12 protein-coding genes are annotated in these 19,031 nt (G+C 66.6%); 2 read left to right on the forward strand and 10 right to left on the reverse strand.

Annotated elements, in window-relative coordinates:
- Nucleotides 1–27 precede the first annotated feature (27 nt).
- Nucleotides 28–942, reverse strand: coding sequence for a site-specific integrase (locus ACDI39_RS05220; protein ID WP_486537922.1), 915 nt, complete (start codon nt 940–942; stop codon nt 28–30).
- Between the two features lie 201 nt (nt 943–1,143).
- On the opposite strand from ACDI39_RS05220, the gene ACDI39_RS05225 reads away from it, so the two are divergent.
- Together ACDI39_RS05225 and ACDI39_RS05230 are read left to right on the forward strand one after the other, a co-directional pair.
- Nucleotides 1,144–2,325 (forward strand): NnrS family protein, encoded by a 1,182-nt coding sequence (locus ACDI39_RS05225; RefSeq protein ID WP_225789090.1) that lies wholly within the window; start codon nt 1,144–1,146, stop codon nt 2,323–2,325.
- A 280-nt stretch (nt 2,326–2,605) separates the two neighbouring features.
- A complete protein-coding gene (locus ACDI39_RS05230; protein WP_225789089.1) occupies nt 2,606–2,866 on the forward strand; it encodes a DUF1652 domain-containing protein in 261 nt (86 codons plus the stop codon).
- On the opposite strand, the gene ACDI39_RS05235 is transcribed toward ACDI39_RS05230, so the two are convergent.
- The 9 genes from ACDI39_RS05235 to ACDI39_RS05275 form a co-directional block, all read right to left on the reverse strand.
- A complete protein-coding gene (locus tag ACDI39_RS05235; protein ID WP_253080245.1) occupies nt 2,863–4,944 on the reverse strand; it encodes a putative bifunctional diguanylate cyclase/phosphodiesterase in 2,082 nt (693 codons plus the stop codon). The two genes, ACDI39_RS05230 and ACDI39_RS05235, sit on opposite strands and share 4 nt — an antisense overlap.
- A gap of 149 nt (nt 4,945–5,093) precedes the next feature.
- Entirely contained in the window at nt 5,094–6,596 is a 1,503-nt protein-coding gene (locus tag ACDI39_RS05240; RefSeq protein ID WP_253080244.1) for an efflux transporter outer membrane subunit, read from the reverse strand.
- Nucleotides 6,593–9,700 (reverse strand): efflux RND transporter permease subunit, encoded by a 3,108-nt coding sequence (locus tag ACDI39_RS05245; RefSeq protein ID WP_486537925.1) that lies wholly within the window; start codon nt 9,698–9,700, stop codon nt 6,593–6,595. The genes ACDI39_RS05240 and ACDI39_RS05245 overlap by 4 nt, the downstream gene beginning before the upstream one ends.
- 34 nt (nt 9,701–9,734) lie before the next feature.
- A complete protein-coding gene (locus ACDI39_RS05250) occupies nt 9,735–12,830 on the reverse strand; it encodes an MdtB/MuxB family multidrug efflux RND transporter permease subunit (RefSeq protein ID WP_225789085.1) in 3,096 nt (1,031 codons plus the stop codon).
- Nucleotides 12,827–14,089, reverse strand: coding sequence for an MdtA/MuxA family multidrug efflux RND transporter periplasmic adaptor subunit (locus ACDI39_RS05255; protein ID WP_225789084.1), 1,263 nt, complete (start codon nt 14,087–14,089; stop codon nt 12,827–12,829). The genes ACDI39_RS05250 and ACDI39_RS05255 overlap by 4 nt, the downstream gene beginning before the upstream one ends.
- 206 nt (nt 14,090–14,295) lie before the next feature.
- The gene (tpx, locus tag ACDI39_RS05260) at nt 14,296–14,796 is read right to left on the reverse strand and encodes a thiol peroxidase (protein WP_225789083.1); all 501 of its coding nucleotides are present in this window, start codon (nt 14,794–14,796) and stop codon (nt 14,296–14,298) included.
- A 146-nt stretch (nt 14,797–14,942) separates the two neighbouring features.
- Entirely contained in the window at nt 14,943–16,235 is a 1,293-nt protein-coding gene (locus ACDI39_RS05265; RefSeq protein ID WP_253080242.1) for a serine/threonine transporter, read from the reverse strand.
- A 355-nt stretch (nt 16,236–16,590) separates the two neighbouring features.
- The gene (locus ACDI39_RS05270; protein ID WP_225789081.1) at nt 16,591–17,790 is read right to left on the reverse strand and encodes an amino acid aminotransferase; all 1,200 of its coding nucleotides are present in this window, start codon (nt 17,788–17,790) and stop codon (nt 16,591–16,593) included.
- A gap of 155 nt (nt 17,791–17,945) precedes the next feature.
- On the reverse strand, nt 17,946–18,971 hold the full coding sequence (locus tag ACDI39_RS05275) for an Ldh family oxidoreductase (RefSeq protein WP_486537929.1): 1,026 nt from the start codon (nt 18,969–18,971) through the stop codon (nt 17,946–17,948).
- Nucleotides 18,972–19,031: the final 60 nt, after the last annotated feature.

Raw genomic sequence — 19,031 nt, forward strand, 5'->3', positions numbered from 1 at the left:
TACACGCTTCAAACTACACGCTGGAGCTCAGTAATCGAAGCGGTCGACGGCCCGCCGCCGCTCGTTGTCGTCGCGCCGGTCATAGCTCGCGGTGGTCTGGATGTTGGCGTGATGCGCCAGCTTCTGGGCGATCGACAAGTCGTGCTCCTCGATGACCCGGGTGATGAAGGCGCGGCGGAAATCGTGCGGCATGATCTTCACCCCTACCTGGGCACCGCGCTGGCGGGCGATGTAGTAGATGGCGTGCTTGGTGATCCGCGCGCGGGTGATGTGGTTGCCACGGCGGATACGGTTGAACAGGAACGGATCGTCCGGCTCGCCAGCAGGCAACTGTGCGCGCCGCAGGTCGAGCCAGGCCTGCAACTTCTCGAAGGCCCAGGTCGGCGCGTACTTGATCAGCTGGCGATTGCCCTTGCCCACGACTTGCAGGCTGCGCGCCTGGAAGTCCACCTGGTCCAGGTCGATGTCCACCGATTCCGACTTGCGCATGCCCGTGCCATACAGCAAGGCGATGATCGCCGCGTCGCGCACACCCTGCGGCCGTGGGTCGGCGGCGCAGAGCTCCATCAATTCACGGATCAGGCTGCGCCGCAGGTTGCGCCCCGGCGGCAGGCGGCTGCCGCTGGCCGGCTTGACCTCGCGGATGCGCAGCAGCCGCTCATGGTCGATCAGGCCCTGGCGCCAGGCCTCGTTCATCACCCCGCGCATGGCGTTGACGTACAAGGACGAGGTATTGGGCGCATAGCCATCGGCACGCAGCGCTGCCACCAGGGCAACGACGTGGCCGGGTTCGAGGCGGTGCCAGGGCACCTCGGCGATATCGCAGTCGACGAAGCCCAGCCGGTCGGCGGCATCCTGGAGGATGTAGCGCATGGTCAGCTGGCTCGAAGGCGCCAGGCGGGCCAGGTACTGCAACAGTGGATTGAGCAGAAGATCGGACAAAACGTGGATCCTGTAGCGCAGCAGGGGGCTGCAATGCATCAAGCGAGTCATTTCGACCTTTATGGATGTCGAATTGACAGCGAAACATGGAGTCATAGCGACTCCGCACCATGCCATCACCTTGATATACAAGGCTTTTGCCGATGGCACGGTTCGTGATGGTACCTCATTAGATGCCCACTGTTCGAACGAAGGTCCGCCATGCTCGCCCAGCCGATCGCTTCCCGCCCGCGCCAGGCCCTCTGGGCCCTGGGTTTTCGTCCGTTCTTCCTCGGCGGCAGCCTGTTCGCCCTGGTCGCCCTGCTGCTGTGGGGCGGCGTGCTGCTTGGCGTGCTCGCACCAACGCCGCCCGGCGGCATGCTGGCCTGGCACCGCCACGAGATGCTCTACGGCTTCGCCGCGGCCATCGTCGCGGGCTTCCTGCTCACCGCCGTGCAGAACTGGAGCGGCATCGCGGGCCTGAGCGGGCGGCCCTTGGCAGGCTTGTTCCTGCTCTGGCTGCTGGGCCGGGCCAGTTGGTTCCTGCCCCTGCCGGGCTGGCTGCTGGTACTGGTGCAAGGCAGCTTCCTGCCCCTGGTCGCCCTGGCCCTGGCGCAGCCCATCGTGCGGCGGCGCCTGCGCAACAATTACCCGATCGTCGGCTTGGTCCTGCTGTTGGCCGCCTGCCAGTGGCTGACCCTGGTTGGCTGGCTGCGCCAGGACGAACTGTGGCAACGTCGCGGGGTTTTCGCCGGCCTGTGGTTGGTGGCGGCGATGATGACGGTGATCGGCGGGCGGGTCATTCCGTTCTTCACCCGCCGCGGCCTGGGCGATATGACACCCGCCCCCGCCCGCCCCTGGCTGGACCGGCTGTGCCTGGCGCTCAGCGTCGCCGTGCCGCTGACCTTCGTCGCCGGCCTGGGCGATACGCCTCGCCTGCCCTTGGCCGTCTTGTTCGCCGCCCTGGCCGTGCTTCATGCGGTACGCTTGGCGCACTGGCACGCCCGGGGTATCTGGCGGGTACCGCTGCTATGGTCGTTGCACCTGGCCTATGCCTGGCTGCTGCTGGCCTGCCTGGGCATGGCCCTGTGGCACGCCGGGCTGGCACTGAACCCGAGCCTGGCCACTCATGCCCTGAGCGTCGGCGCCATGACCGGCTTGATCGTGGCGATGATGGCGCGAGTCAGCCTCGGCCATACCGGCCGCCCGCTGCAGGTGCCCGCCCTCATCGCCTGGGCCTTCGCCCTGATGCAGCTGGCGGCGTTGGCGCGGGTGCTGCTGGCGCCTTTCACACCGCTGGGGCTGAGCCTGTCGGTGCTGGGCTGGAGCCTGGCGTTGCTGCTGTTCCTCTGGCATTACCTACCGATCCTGCTGCGCCCGCGGATCGACGGCATGCCGGGGTGACGCAGGCCGGGCGAGCGGCACCGTTGGTCCGAAACCCCGCTGGGCAGTGAACTCACGTCGCCCCAAGCGCCTCGGCCGCCGCTCACCGCAGAAAACGTTTGCCAGGGCCTTCGGCCTGGCCCTGGTCATCCCTACCGGGGCTGTGATCGACATCATGCGTTCGCACATTTGTCATGTTTTCCACGGGACACTGGCGATGCAGCTGCTATCGTTACATTCCCACCGGCCAAGCGAACGGCCGCCCGATCACCGCGTTCAGGATCAGGACAAGGAGGCTGGCATGAACAAGATGACGTTCCCCAACGCCTGCCAGGTGATGCGCTGGCACTTCCACCCCTTGGGCTTCGAGGCGAGCATGGATGCGCCGCGCAGCATGGTCGCCCGATTGTTCGACCGCGCCACCGGCGAGACCTTGCTGGCCATCGCCGGTATCCCCTGCGCGACCATCATGGCCGCCGCCGATGTCGAGCGCATCATCGAGGCCGTGGAGGCCGAGATGGAGGCGTTCGTGCCGTTCTGTACCTTGCGTGACGCCAGTTAGCTCGCCTCGGGCTGGCGCGTCGCGTCCAGCCCGGCCATGAACTGCTCGGCCGGCACTGGCTGGCCGAGCAGGTAGCCCTGCAGCGAATCGCATCCCAGGCGGGTCAGGAACGCCTGCTGACGGTCGGTTTCCACCCCTTCGGCGACGATACGCAGGCCCAGCGCCTGGCCAAGGGCGACGATGGCCGAGACGATCGCGGCGTCGTCGCTGTCCTGCTCCAGGTCGCGGACGAAGCCACGGTCGATCTTCAACTCGTTGGCCGGCAGGCGCTTGAGGTACATCAGGCTGGAATAGCCCGTGCCGAAATCGTCGATGGACAGGTCCACGCCCATGTCGGCGAGCTTCTGCAGCACGGTCAGGCTGGCGTCGGCATCGCGCATGGCGGTGGTCTCGGTGATCTCCAGGGTCAGGTGGTTCGGCGGCAGGCGGTTGGCCTCCAGGGCGCGGGCCACGCTGGCGACCAGGCCAGCGTGGCAGAACTGGATGGCCGAGAGGTTGACCGCCATGCGCCAGCCCTCGTGCCCCTGGTCGAGCCACTGACGCATCTGCCGGCAGGCCTCGTCGAGCACCCACTCGCCAATGGGAATGATCAGCCCGGTCTTCTCCGCCAGCCCGATGAAGCGCTCCGGCAGCAACAGGCCGTGCTGCGGGTGTTCCCAGCGCAGCAATGCCTCGGCACCGATCGGCTGGCGGGCGACGGCATCGAACTTGGGCTGGTAGTGCAGGCGGAACTGGCCCAGCTCCAGGGCCGCGCGCAGGTCCTGGAGCAACTGCAGCTGCTGGCGGGCGTTGCTGTTCATCGAACTGTCGAAGAAGCTGTAGCCGTTCTTGCCGGCGCTCTTGGCGTGGTACATGGCGGCATCGGCGTTGCGCAGCAGTTCGTGCTGGTCCTGGCCATTGCCCGGGTAGAGCACGATGCCCAGGCTCGCCGACAGCTGCAGGTCGTGCTCGGCCACGCGGAACGGGCGCGACACCAGGTTGACCTGCTTGACCGCCACGTCCATGGCATCGTCCGGCTCGCGCAGTTGCACCAGCAGGACGAACTCATCGCCGCCGATGCGTGCCAGGGTGTCCTGGCTGTGCAGGTGGCCGCGCAGGCGCGCCGCCACGGCCTTGAGCAACTGGTCGCCGACATGGTGGCCGAAGGCATCGTTGACCGGCTTGAAGCCATCCAGGTCGATGAACATCAGGGCGAAACAACCGCCCTGCTCCGCCACCTTGCCGATGGCCTGCTCGATGCGGTCTGCCAGTAGGGTGCGGTTGGGCAGCCCGGTCAGGGTGTCGTGCAGCGCCAGCTGGATCAGTTCCTGGTTGGCCAGGGTCAGCGACTGTGCCAGCTCCGCGGTACGCGCCTCCAGGCGGGCGTCCAGCACCGAGGTGAGCAGTGCCACGGCGAGCACCGCCAGGGTGGTGATCAGCACCAGGTAGTCCAGGCCATCGCCGCGCAGGCCACCGGCCAGTGCACCGCAGAAACTGCCCTCGGGGAAGTTCGCCGCCGCCATGCCGGTGTAGTGCATGCCGACGATGGCGATGCCCATCAACACCGCCGCCGCGCCACGTACCTGGCGCACGTAGGGCGTGTGCCGGCGCAAGCGGAAGGCGATCCACAACGCCGCCGCCGACGCCCCCACGGCGATGGCCAGGGAGGCGCCGAACAGCGTCGGGTCGTAGTCGATGCCCGGCTGCAGACGCAACGCGGCCATGCCGGTGTAGTGCATGCTGGCGATCCCGCCGCCCATGATCAGCGCGCCGAACGCCAACGACGGCCAGGGCAGGCTCGGTTGGCTGACCAGCCACAGGGCGAAGCCCGACGACAGCATGGCGATCAGCAAAGACAGCGCGGTCAGGGCCAGGTCATAGCCCAGGTCGATGGGCAGGCTGAAGGCGAGCATGCCGATGAAGTGCATCGACCAGATGCCGATGCCCATGGCGAACGCGCCCCCGCCCATCCACAGCCAGGCCGCCTGGCCCTTGGCCGTGGCGATGCGTCCGGTGAGGTCAAGGGCGGTATAGGACGCCAGGATGGCCACGCACAGCGAGATCAACACCAGCGAAGAGGAGTAGCTACCGATCAGCATTTGCAGTTCCAGCGGCAGGCCCGGAGTGGGTCCGGAAAAAGCCGATGATTGTACTCAAGCCTTGCTGAAACGCACGGGTTTTCGCGAATGAGAATGGATCCATTCTAGGAAGGGGATTGGGGCCGCTTCGCCCCCCCAAAAACCCAGGCTCAGTCCTGTCCGCTCTCCTGCGCCTCGGCAAACGCCTGCTGCGCTTCCCATCCGCCGCCCAGCGCGGCGATCAGTTGCACGCTGGCCACCAACCGCCCCTGCAGCAAGGTCAGCACGCTGCGTTCGTTGCTCAGCGCCGTGGTCTGCACATTGACCACGTCCAGGTAGCCGATCAGCCCGGCACGGTACTGGTTCTCGGTCAGGCGCAGCGACTCGCGGGCGGCATCCAGCGCCTCCTGGCGCACCACCGCCTCGTCCCCGTACACCTTCAGTTGCACCAGGTAGTTCTCCACTTCCCTGAAGCCATCGAGCACGGTCTGCCGGTATTGCGCCACGGTCTGGTCATACACCGCGACCGTGCGGTCGACTTCGGCACTGCGCCTGCCGGCATCGAACAGCGTCATGGCCAGTTGCGGCCCTACCGACCAGTAGCGGTTGGGCAGCTCGATCCAGTTGCTGAAGCTGCTGCTGGAGTAACCGCCACTCATGCTCAGCGTCAAGTCTGGGAAGTAGGCCGCACGGGCCACGCCGATATTGGCGTTGGCCGCCATCACATTACGCTCGGCCGAGGCGATGTCCGGGCGCCGCTCCAGCAACTGCGACGGCAGCGCCAGGGGAATCTGCGGCAAGGCCGGGATGTCGTTGCTGTCGGCCAGGGCGAAATCGGCCGGTGCCTTGCCCAGCAACACGGCGATGGCGTTCTCGTACTGGGCGCGCTGCCAGGCCAGGTCGATCAGGTCGGCCTGGGTGCTCTTGAGCTGGGTCCGCGCCTGGGCCACCGCATCCGGGCCGGCGACGCCCGCGCGGTAATGGTTCTCGTTCATCCGCAACGAACGCGCGTAGGCGGCGACGGTCGCTTCCAGCAGCCGCTTCTGCTCATCGATCACCCGCAGTTGCAGGTAGTTCTGCACCAGCTCCGACTGCAGGCTCAGGCGAATCGCCGCAAGGTCGGCGAAGCTGGCTTCGGCGCTGGCCTCGTTGGCGTTGAGCGTTTCGCGCAGTTTGCCCCACAGGTCCAGCTCCCAGCTCACACCGAGCTGGGCGTTGTAGGTATTGCGGATACCACTGCTGTTGTTCGACAGGCTCGAGCTGCTGCTGCCGGTGCCCTGGGCCGAGCGGGTCTTGCCCACGGACAGGTCGAGGCTGGGGAACAGCGCGCCACGGCTGCTGCGTACCAGTGCCTGGGCCTGGCGGTACTGGGCTTCGTACTGCGCGACAGTCTGGTTGTTGCGGTTGAGCTCCTCGACCAGCGCGTTGAGCCCGGCATCGCCGTAGATCTCCCACCAGGCTCCACGCGCCAGGGCGTCGGACGGCTTGGCCTGGGTCCAGCCTTCGGCCTGCTTGAACTGGGCCGGCGTGCTCAGTTCGGGCCGATGGTAGTCCGGGCTCAAGGTACAGGCACTGAGCATCGCCACGCACAGCCCGGCGCCGAGCAGGCGCGAGCCGCGCCCGCGGGTCAGCCGCGTGAAGGCACGATGAAGTGGGGTCTGGGCAAAGTTCATAGCGGGGTTTCCAGTGCGGCGTCGGTGCGCACGCCGCGCCAATGGTTGAAGCGGTGGCGCAGGCGGTCGAGGTACAGGTAGACCACAGGCGTGGTGTAGAGGGTCAGGACCTGGCTGAAGACCAGGCCGCCGATGATGGTCAGGCCCAGGGGCTGGCGCATCTCGGCGCCCTCGGCGCGGCTGAGCAGCAGCGGCAGTGCGCCGAGGATGGCGGCCAGGGTGGTCATCAGGATCGGGCGCAGGCGCAGCAGGCAGGCGCGGCGGATCGATTCCTCCGGGCTCATGCCGTCGTTGCGTTCGAACTGCAGGGCCAGGTCGATCATCAAGATGGCGTTCTTCTTCACCACGCCGATCAGCAGGAACAGCCCCAGCAGCGAAATCAGGCTGAACTCCCCGCCTGTGGCGTAGAGCGCGAGCAAAGCGCCGACGCCGGCCGAGGGCAAGGTCGAGAGGATGGTCAGCGGGTGGATGTAGCTCTCGTAGAGGATGCCCAGTACCAGGTACACCAGCACCAGGGCGCCGAGGATCATGAACGGCTGGCCTTCCTGGGTCTTGGCAAAGGCATCGGCGGTGCCGCCGAGCTTGGCGATCACCGACTCCGGCAGGCCGACCTTGGCCACCGCGCGCTCCAGTGCGGCCATGGCCTGGTCGGGGCTGTAGCCCTCGGCGACGTCGAAGGCGATGTCCTCGGAGGCGAACTGCCCCTCGTGGCTGACCCGATCGTTGGCCAGGCTGTTCTCGTAGCGGGCGAAGCTCGACAGCGGCACCCGCGCCCCCTCGGCGGTGATCACCTGGACCTGCTCCAGGGTGCTCGGGTCCCAGGCGTACTTCGGGTTGATCTCCAGCACCACCTGGTACTGGTTGAGGCTGTCGTAGATGGTCGAGATCTGGCGCTGGCTGTAGGCGTTGTTCAACACCGTGGTGACCATGTCCATGTCGATCCCCAGGCGCTTGGCCTGGTCGCGGTCCACCACCAGGGTCACCTGCTGGGTGCCGGCGCCGTCACGGGCGTCGATGGCGGTCAGCTCCGGCAAGGCGCGCAGGGCCGCGGTGACTTTCGGGAACCACTCGCGCAGGGCCGCCAGGTCGCCGCTCTGCAGGGTGTACAGGTACTGCGAGGTGCTCTGGTCGCGGCCACCGCCACCCAGTTGCAGGTCCTGGTCGGCCATCAGGTACAGGCGCCCGCCAGGCACCTTGGGCAGTTCCTTGCGCAGGCGCTCGATCACCTGCTGGGCCGATATCCGGCGTTCGCTGATCGGTTTGAGGCGCACCAGCACCATGGCGTTGTTGGTACCGCTGTTGCCACCGATGAAGCCGGCCACGCTCTGTACCGCCGGATCCTGCAGCAATGCCCGGCGATAGACCTCCATCTTCGGCTGCATCACGGTGAACGACAGGCTGTCGTCGCCACGGATGAAGCCCATCAGCTGGCCGGTGTCCTGTTGCGGCATGAGGGTCTTGGGCACCACCACGTACAAGGCAATGTTGACGGCGATGGTCACCAGCAGGCTGACCAGGGTCAGGCGCTTGTGGCGCAGGGCCCAGCCCAGGCTGCGGTCGTAGGCGCCGACCATGCGCTGGTGCACCTGCTCGCTCCAGCGCTGCAGGCGGTTCTGCTCCTCGCGGTGCGGCTTGAGCCAGCGTGCGCAGAGCATCGGCGTGAGGGTCAGGGACACCACCAGCGAGACGATGATCGCCGCCGCCAGGGTGATCGAGAACTCCTGGAACAGGCCGCGCACGATGCCCCCCATGAACAGGATGGAGACGAACACCGCCACCAGCGAGACGTTCATCGACAGCAGGGTGAAGCCCACCTCCTTGGCGCCGAGGAAGGCCGCGCGCATCGGTGGCTGGCCGTCCTCGATGTGCCGGGAGATGTTCTCCAGCACCACGATGGCATCGTCCACCACCAGGCCCGTGGCGAGGATCAAGGCCATCAGCGACATGTTGTTCAGGGAGAAGCCGCACAGGTACATGACCGCGAAGGTGCCTACCAGCGACACCGGTACCGCAAGGCTCGGGATCAGCGAGGCACGCAGGTTGCCGAGGAACAGGTAGACCACCAGGATCACCAGGGCCACGGCGATCAGCAGGGTGTGCTCGGCTTCCTTGAGGGTCGCTTTGATCACCGGCGAACGGTCCATGGCCACGTCCAGCTTGACGCTGGCCGGCAGCAGCGACTGCAGGGCAGGCAACTGGGCCTTGATCTGCTCGACGGTCTCGATGATGTTGGCGTTGGTCTGGCGGTTGACCACCATCAGCACGGCGCTCTGGTCGTTGAAGAAGCCGCTGTTGTAGCGGTTCTCCACGCCGTCGGTGACGCTGGCGACATCCGACAGGCGCAGGATCGAGCCATTCTCCTGGCGGATCACCAGGGGCTCGTAGTCCTTGGCCTTCTCCAGCTGGTCGTTGGCGCGCACCTGCCAGTTGCGCTCGGCGTCCTCGACGAAGCCCATGGGCCGGCGCTGGTTGGCGTTGGCCACGGCGGTGCGCACCTCGTCCAGGGACAGGCCGTACTGGTTGAGCAACTGCGGCTCCAGGGAGATACGCACCGCCGGCAGGGAACTGCCGCCGATCTGCACTTCCCCTACCCCGCTGACCTGGGCCAGGCTCTGGGCCAGGATGGTATCGGCCAGGTCGTAGAGCTGGCCTTTCTGCAGCACGTCGGAGGTCAGCGACAGCACCATGATCGGCGCCTGGGACGGGTTGATCTTCTTGTACGTGGGCATGCTGCGCATGCCGCTGGGCAACAGGTTGCGGGTGGCGTTGATGGCCGCCTGCACTTCGCGTGCCGCACCGTCGATGTCACGCCCCATCTCGAAGCCGATGATCACCCGGGTGGAGCCCTGGTTGGAACTGCTGGTCAGGGTGCTGACCCCGGCGATGCTGCCAAGCTTGCGCTCCAGGGGCGTTGCGACGGTGGCAGCCATGACCTCGGGGCTCGCGCCCGGCAGGTTGGCCTGCACCACGATCACCGGGAAATCCATCTGCGGCAGCGGCGAAACCGGCAACAGGCCGAAACTGACGCCACCGAGCAGCATGATCGCCAGGCTCAGCAGCATGGTCGCCACCGGCCGGCGGATGAACGGGCCGGACAGGTTCATGGGCGACCCCGGGCCGCTTGAAGCTTGCCGTTGCTCATGCCGGCTCCTCCGTCAGGCGCTGCTTGCCGAAGCGCCGTGCAAGGCGGTCGAAGTAGAGGTAGATGACCGGGGTGGTGAACAGCGTCAGCACCTGGCTGACCAGCAGGCCACCGACCATCACCAGGCCCAGGGGCTGGCGCAACTCGGCGCCGGAGCCGGTGGCGAGCATCAGCGGCACGGCGCCGAACAGCGCGGCCAGGGTGGTCATCAGGATCGGCCGGAAGCGCAGCAGCGCCGCCTGGTAGATCGCATCGCGCGGGCTCATGCCCTGCTGGCGCTCGGCCTCCAGGGCGAAGTCGATCATCATGATCGCGTTCTTCTTGACGATGCCGATCAGCAGGATGATGCCGATGATGGCGATCATCCCCAGGTCGTTGCCGCTCAGCAGCAGCGCGAGCAAGGCCCCCACCGCCGCCGATGGCAGGGTCGAGAGGATGGTCACCGGGTGGATGTAGCTCTCGTAGAGCACGCCCAGCACGATGTACATGGTCACCACGGCGGCGAGGATCAGCAGCAAGGTGCTCGACAACGACGCCTGGAACGCCTCGGCGGCGCCCTGGAAGCGGGTCTGCACGCCCAGCGGCATGCCGATCTGCTGCTGCACCTGCTCGATCACCTGGACCGCCTCGCCCAGGGACGCACCGTGGGCCAGGTTGAACGACATCATCACCGCCGGGAACTGGCCGATATGGGAAATGGCCAGTTGCGCCTGGCGCTGCTCGATGCGCGCCAGGGCCGACAGGCGCACCTGGCCGCCATCGCTGGCCTTGACGTGGATCGACTCCAGCGCCTGCGGACCGATGCTCGACGCGGCCTGGGACTGCAGCACCACGCGGTATTGGCTGGCCTGGGTATAGATGGTGGAGATCTGCCGCTGGCCGAAGGCGTCGTACAGGGCGTTGGTGATCTGCGACACGCTGATGCCGAGGCGGCTGGCCATGTCGCGGTCGATCACCAGGTAGACCTGCAGGCCCTTGTCCTGCAGATCGCTGGCCACGTCCATGAGCTCGGGCCGTTGCTGCAGGGCCTGGACCAGCTTGCCGCTCCATTCGGCGAGCATGTCGGCATCGGGCGAGGACAGGCTGAACTGGTACTGGGTGCGGCTGACCCGGTCCTCGATGCTCAGGTCCTGCACCGGTTGCATGAACAGGCGGATGCCCACCAGCTTGTCCAGTTGCGGCTGCAGGCGGTCGATCACGTCGCTGGCGGTGACGTCACGCTGGGTATGGGGCTTGAGGTTGATCAGCAGGCGGCCGCTGTTGAGGGTGGCGTTGTCGCCATCGACGCCGATGTAGGACGACAGGCTCTGTACCGCCGGGTCCTGCAGAATCACCTTGCTCAAGGCCTGCTGGCGCTCGCTCATGGCGGCGAACGACGTCGACTGCGGCGCCTCGGAGATGCCCTGGATCACCCCGGTGTCCTGCACCGGGAAGAAGCCCTTGGGCACGATCAGGTAGAGGAACACGGTCAACGCCAGGCTCGCCACCGCCACCATCAGGGTCAGCGGCTGGTGCTTGAGTACCCACTGCAGGGCGCTGCCGTAGTGCTCGATCAGCCAGTCGATCCAGGCGCCGCTGGCGCGGTAGAAGCGCCCCTGCTCCTCGGCCTTGGGCTCGCGCTTGAGCAGGCGGGCGCACATCATCGGCGTCAGGGTCAGGGACACCACCAGGGAGATCAGGATCGCCACCGCCAGGGTGATGGCGAACTCGCGGAACAGCCGGCCGACCACGTCGGCCATGAACAGCAGCGGGATCAGCACCGCGATCAGCGAGAAGGTCAGCGACACCAGGGTGAAGCCGATCTGCCGGGCGCCCTTGAGCGCCGCCTGCATCGGCGTCTCGCCCTCCTCGATGTGCCGGGAGATGTTCTCCAGCATGACGATGGCATCGTCCACCACGAAACCGGTGGCGATGGTCAGGGCCATGAGGGTGAGGTTGTTGATCGAGAAACCGGCCAGGTACATCACGCCGAAGGTGCCGATCAGCGACAGCGGCACGGCGATCGACGGGATGATCGTGGCGCTGACGCGGCGCAGGAAGACGAAGGTGACCATCACCACCAGGGCGATGGCGATCAGCAGCTCGTGCTGCACGTCCTTGACCGCGGCACGGATGGTCTGGGTACGGTCGGTGAGGACCATGACATCCAGGCCGGCCGGCAGGTTGTCGGTGATCGACGGCAGCATCTGCTTGATCCGGTCGACCACCTCGATGACATTGGCCCCCGGCTGGCGCTGGATGTTCAGCAGCACCGCCTGGTTCTCGTTGGCCCAGGCCGCCAGGCGCTCGTTCTCGGCACCGTCGACGATCTCGGCGACGTCCTTCAGGCGCAGCGGTGCACCGTCGTTGTAGGCCAGGATGAGGTTGGCGTACTCCTCGGGCGAGCGCAGCTGGTCGTTGGCGTCGAGCATCGACACCCGGGTCGGGCCGTCGAAGTTGCCCTTGGGCTGGTTGACGTTGGAGGCACCGATCAGGGTGCGCACATCGTCCAGGTTCAGGCCGTTGGCGGCCAGGGCATCGACGTTGACCTTGATCCGCACCGCCTGGCGCTGGCCGCCGGCGATGCTGACCATGCCCACGCCGCTGATCTGGGCGATTTTCTGGGCCACGCGGGTATCGACCAGGTCGTTGAGCTTGGGCAACGGCATGGTCTTCGACGAGATGGCCAGGGTCAGCACCGGGGTGTCGGCCGGGTTGACCTTGTTGTACACCGGCGGTGCCGGCAGGTCGCTGGGCAGCAGGTTGCTGGCGGCATTGATCGCGGCCTGCACCTGTTGCTCGGCGACGTCCATGTTCATGTCCAGGCTAAAGCGCAGGGTCAGCACCGAGGCGCCGCCGGAACTGGTCGAGGCCATCTGGGTCAGCCCCGGCATCTGTCCGAACTGGCGCTCCAGTGGCGCGGTGACCGCGCTGGTCATCACCTGGGGGCTGGCACCGGGGTACAGGGTCATGACCCGGATGGTCGGGTAGTCGACCTGGGGCAAGGCCGAGACCGGCAGCAGCTTGTAGGCGATCAGGCCGGCCAGGACGATGGCCAGCATGCTCAGCGTGGTGGCGACCGGACGGAGGATGAACAGGCGCGACAGGTTCATGCGCCCGCCTTGCGCGGCTCATCGGCCTGGGCCGAGCCCTTGGCGTCCTGGCCCTGCAGGTGCTGGCCGGGGGTGGTCGGGACTTGCGAGCTGTCTTCCACCACGTCCACCAGGCTGCCCTCGCGCAGGCGGTCGGTGCCTTCGAGCACCAGGCGATCGCCGGCGGCCAGGCCCTCGAGGATCACGCTGCGCTCGCCATCGCTGGCACCCACCTTGAGCTTGCGGATGTTGACCTTGTTCTGGGCATTGACCACGTAGGCGAAGGTACCGTCGTTGCCGAACTGGATCGCCGCGGCCGGGGCCAGGACCACCTGTTTGAGGGTATCGGCCAGCAGGCGCACGTTGACGAACTGGTTGGGGAACAGGGCCTGGTCCTTATTCTCGAAGCGGGCCTTGAACTTCAGGGTGCCGGTGGTGGTGTCGATCTGGTTGTCCGGGCTGCCCAGCACGCCGGTGGACTGCAGCTTGGCATCGCCACGATCCCAGGCCTCGACCGGCAGGCTGGCGCCGCTGCGGTAGCGCTCGAGCACGGTGGCCAGTTCCGTCTCCGGCAGGGTGAAGGCGACGTTGATCGGTTCGGTCTGGGTGATCACCGCCAGCGCGGTGGTGTCGTTGGCCGCCACCAGGTTGCCCAGGTCGAGCTGGCGCAGGCCCACGCGGCCGCTGATCGGCGCGCGGATCTGGGTGAATTCGAGGTTCAGACGGGCATCGTTGACCTGCGCCTGGTTGGTCTTGACCAGGCCCAGGAACTGCGCCACCTGGGCCTCGGCGGTGTCCAGGGTCTGCTTGGCGATGCTGTCCTCGGCGTACAGGCCCTTGTAGCGCGCCAGGTCGACCTGGGCGTTCTTCAACTGGGCCTGGTTCTGCGCCAGGGTGCCTTCGGCCTGCTGCAGGGCGATGCGGTAGGGGCGCGGGTCGATCTCGGCAAGCAAGTCGCCGGCCTTGACCTGCTGGCCTTCCTTGAAGTGGATCTTGACCAGCTCGCCGGCCACCCGGCTGCGCACGTTGACCGTGTTGGTCGCCGTTACCGTGCCCAGGGCCTTGTAGTACAGCGGGAAGTCACCGACGCGCACCGGCTCCACGCGCACCGGCACCGGGTCGGCGGAGGCGCCGAAGCCAGGACGCCCGCCTGGGCGCCCGCTCGCTTCCTTGTTGGCCGGCGATGCAGGCCACAGCCACCAGGCCAGCAGGGCCACCAGCAGCAGGATCAGCAGGCCGACGAGCCAGCGACGAGGGGAACGGGAGACGGAAGCTTGCATGGGTTGAACGAACCTTGTTCAGGAAATGGCGGCTTGGGGAGGTTGAACGATAAGCACTGGCACCGTTTTAGCAAAGGGCCTTTACCAGGGATTTACCTTCGGCTTACGTTGCCAAGACGCTGAACTTTAAATGAAAACGGCCTGGAAAGCGTTCCAGGCCGTTACAGGGTGTAACCCCAGGGGGCTGCACGGCAGCCCCGGTACATTTATTTCAATACAGCCAGCGCCGCGTCGTAGTTCGGCTCGTCGGCGATTTCGCCGACCAGTTCGCTGTGCAGGACCTTGTCGTTCTCGTCCAGCACCACCACGGCGCGGGCAGCCAGGCCGGCCAGGGGGCCGTCGGCGATGGCCACGCCATAGTTCTCAAGGAACTCACGGCCACGCAGGGTCGACAGGTTCTTCACGTTCTCCAGGCCTTCGGCGCCGCAGAAGCGCGCCTGGGCGAACGGCAGGTCGGCGGAGATGCACAGCACCACGGTGTTGGCCAGGTCGTTGGCCTGGGCATTGAACTTGCGCACGGAGGTGGCGCAGGTTGGGGTGTCGACGCTCGGGAAGATGTTCAGCACCTTGCGCTTGCCGGCGTAGTCCTTCAGCGACTTGTCGGCCAGGCCTTCGCCAACCAGGGAGAAGGCCGGCGCCTGGGCACCGGCCTGCGGCAGGTTGCCGTTGACCTGTACGGGGCTGCCTTTGAGGGTCACTTGAGCCATGACATGAATCCTTATGCGAGGTTTGAAAAGGACACCGAGTTAAGCACGAAGGCGCCCGGGTGCCTAGTGGCCCCTCGAGCTGCAAGCGACAAGCCAAGGCGCACCACGTCGCTTTTACTTGAAGCTTGCAGCTCGAAGCCGCCCCCTCACCCCAGCAGGCTATCGACCACCGAGTAGACCACCGAGGACATGGCCATCAGGCCAAGCACCACGACGAAGACGTTGGACAGCGCGCCGCTGTACTTGCGCATCGACGGCACGCGGCGGATGGCATACATCGGCATGAGGAACAGCAGCGCAGCGATGATCGGGCCGCCGAGGGACTCGATCATGCCCAGGATGCTCGGGTTGAGGGTGGCGACGATCCAGCACACCACCAACATCAGCGCAGCGACTACACGGTCCATGGCCTTGGCGCCTGGGCGCAGGCCGGTCTTGGCGATGATGCCCTTGAGGCCTTCGCTGGCCCCGATGTAGTGCCCCAGGAACGACTTGGCGATGGCGATGAACGCGATCAACGGCGCGGCGAAGGCGATGGTCGGGTTGCTGAAATGGTTGGCCAGGTACGACAGGATCGACAGGTTCTGCGCCTTGGCCTCGGCCAGTTGGGCGCTGCTGAGGGTCAGCACGCAGCTGAAGACGAAGAACAGCACCATGGCTACCATCAGCAGATGGGCGCGTGCCAGGATCTGGCCGCTGCGCTCATCGGCATGTTCGCCGTAGCGACGCTTCTGGTCGACGGCGAAGGCCGAGATGATCGGCGAGTGGTTGAAGGAGAACACCATCACCGGGATCGCCAGCCACAAGGTGTGCAGGAAGGCCGAGCCAGACGGCAGCTGGGTGGCGCTGTCGAGGATGCCGCCATTCCAGTGCGGCACCAGGTACAGGGCCAGCAGCGCCAGGGCGACGATGAACGGGTACACCAGCAGGCTCATGACCTTGACCGTGGCCTGTTCACCGCAGCGCACCACCAGCAGCAGGCCGAAGATCAGCAGGAACGACAGGAGCGCCCGCGGTGGCGGGGTCATGTGCAACTGGTGTTCCATGAAGCTGCTGACGGTGTTGGTCAAGGCCACGCTGTAGATCAGCAGGATCGGGAAGATGGCGAAGAAGTACAACACGGTGATCAGGGCACCGGCCGTGATGCCGAAGTGTTCCTCGACCACCTCGGTGATATCGCCGCCGTTGCGCCCGGAGAGCACGAAGCGGGTCAGCCCGCGGTGGGCGTAGTAGGTCATGGGGAAGGCCAGCACGGCCAGGATCAGCAGCGGCCAGAAACCGCCGAGGCCGGCGTTGATCGGCAGGAACAGGGTTCCGGCGCCGATCGCCGTGCCGAACAGGCCCAGCATCCAGGTGGTGTCTTGTCGCGACCAGCTGCCGAGGGTGGCGGGGGTCGATTCTTCGAAGCGCCGTTCGACGCTTGGGGCCTGCTCATTCATTCCGGGTGCAACTCCACTCGCAAGACTGCAACAGGCTGAGAGCGGCGAAACACGAGGCCTCGCGCACCTCAACCGAAAAAGAGGGGCGCGATTGTGCGCTGATTGGGTTGCACTTGCATAGCCCTGCCCGAGGGACGGTTGCACCTTGAGTGGGAATTTTCTGAAACCAGGCGTTACCTGATTGGAGGAATGGGTTGCACCTTCACACAGGAAGCGTGGCGGCGAACGCACTCGCGGGCAAGCCCGCTCCCACAGGGGCCGAGCCGGTCGCCAACGATACGACTGGCAGGATCATGGGAGCGGGCTTGCCCGCGAATGTGATCGACCAGGCACCCCGAAAGGGTGCCCGCCTGCATCAACCCTGTTGAACGGCCGCGAATGCCTCGGCCACACGGCGCAGGTTGGCCGGGCGCAGGCCCGACATGCACACCCGGCCGCTGTCGATCAGGTACACGCCGAACTCGTCCCGCAGGCGACGTACCTGCTCGACGCTCAAACCGGTGTAGCTGAACATGCCGCGCTGGCGCAGGAAGAACTGGAAGTCCTGGCCCGGCAGCAGTTCACCGAGCAGGTCCACCAGCCCCTGGCGCATGTCGAGGATACGCTTGCGCATCGCTTCCACTTCCGCCACCCACTGGGCATTGAGCGCGGCATCGCCGAGCACGCCGGCGACCAGTTGGGCGCCGTGGCAGGGCGGGCTGGAATAGTTGCGGCGCACGGTGGCCTTGAGCTGGCCGAGCACGCTCTGAGCGGTGGCGTCGTCGTCGCAGACCACCGACAGGCCCCCTACCCGCTCGCCGTACAGCGAGAAGATCTTCGAGAACGAGTTGCTGACTAGGCACGGCACCCCGGCGCGGGCCATTTCGCGGATGGCGTAGGCGTCTTCCACCAGGCCTTCGCCGAAGCCCTGGTAGGCGATATCGAGGAACGGGATCAGCTGGCGCGCCTTGACCACCTCGACCACCTGCTGCCACTGGTTCTGGTCCAGGTCGACGCCAGTGGGGTTGTGGCAGCACGGGTGCAGCAGGACGATGCTGTTCTGCGCCAGCCCCTGCAAGGTGGCGAGCATGCCGGCGAAGTCCAGGCCACGGCTGGCCGGGTCGAAGTACGGGTAGGTGTGGACCTTGAAGCCCGCGCCCTCGAAGATCGCCCGGTGGTTGTCCCAGGTCGGGTTGCTGACCCAGACCTCGGACTGCGGGAAGTAACGCTTGAGGAAGTCCGCACCGACCTTCAGCGCCCCGGAGCCGCCCACGGTCTGCACGGTGGCCACGCGACCGCCTGCCACCGCCGGGTGATCGGCACCGAACAGCAGGGCCTGGATCGCCTGGCGATAGCTGGCCAGACCTTCCATCGGCAGGTACAGGGAAGCCTCGTGGGGCTGGCCGGCCAGGCGCTTCTCCACCTCGCCCACCGCCGCCAGTTGCGGCACCACGCCGGCCTCATCGTAGTACAGGCCGATACTCAGGTTGACCTTGTCGGCACGTGGGTCGGCCTTGAAGGTCTCCATCAGCGAGAGAATCGGGTCGCCGGCATAGGCATCGACATGTTTGAACACAGCGCACAGCTCCTTGGATCAGGACAGTTCGGGAAATGCTGCCCCCGAGGATACCTGCAGTGGCGCCGCAGGAACATCACTGATGTGCAAGGTGTTCAGTGCAGGCCTGCACGACATAAGGACAGCGGTATGCTCTGAGCGGCCATTGGGCCGTGTCAGCCAGCCAGCGCCTCGAGCCCCTGCAACTCCTGCTCGCTCAGTGCCACGCCTTCCCGCTCGGCCACCTCCCGCTCGCGGTAGCGCCGCTCCCCCGGTATACGGGTCAGCCCCACCGCCTGCATCTGCTCCACCAGCTCCCGGCTGCGCTGGGCAAACCGCTGCCCTTGTGCCTTGCTCGGGTCGATGACAATGATCAGTTGCCCGGTCCAGGGCGTCTTCGCCCCCGGATGCCCGGACCAATCGAACTCCCAGGAGAAATGCCCACCGGTCAGCGCCGCCGCCAGCAACTCGACCATCATCGACAGCGCCGAGCCCTTGTGCCCGCCAAACGGCAGCAGCGCGCCGCCTTCGAGGATCGCCGCCGGGTCGCAGGTCGGCTGGCCCTCGGCGTCCACGCCCATGCCCGGCGGCAACGTCTCGCCCGCCCGGGCGGCGATCTGCACGTCGCCATGGGCCATGGCGCTGGTGGCCATGTCGAAGACGATCGGATCATGCCCTGCGCAAGGCGCGGCAAAGGCGATGGGGTTGGTGCCGAACAGCGGTTTACGCGCCCCATGGGGCACCACGCAGGTCATGCTGTTGACCACGCTGAGCGCCACCAGCCCTTCGTCCGCGAAGGGCTCCACGTCCGGCCAAAGGGCGGCGAAGTGGTGCGAGTTGTGGATCGCCAGCACCGCGATCCCGGCGCTGCGAGCCTTCTCTACCAGCAGCGCCCGGGCCGCCGCCAGGGCCGGCTGGGCGAAACCGCCAGCGGCGTCGACGCGCACGTACCCCGACGCCACGTCACTCACCTGGGGCTGGGCACGGCCATCGACCCAGCCGCTGGCCAGGGTAGAGACGTAGCCGGGCATGCGGAACACGCCATGGCTGTGGGCGCCATCGCGCTGGGCGCTGGCGCAGTTGTGGGCGAGCACCGCGGCCACCGCCTCGGAACAGCCGTGACGCAGGAAGATACGTTGCAGCAGCGCCTGCAGCTCGGCAAAAGGCACGCGCACGACGGGGCTGGCGGAAGGTGCGGACATCTGGAGCTCCTTTCTTGGCATTGGAATGGCTACAGCGTAAGGCAATGGCGAAGACTTTCC

The sequence above is a fragment of the Pseudomonas sp. Tun-23181 genome (assembly GCF_057415455.1).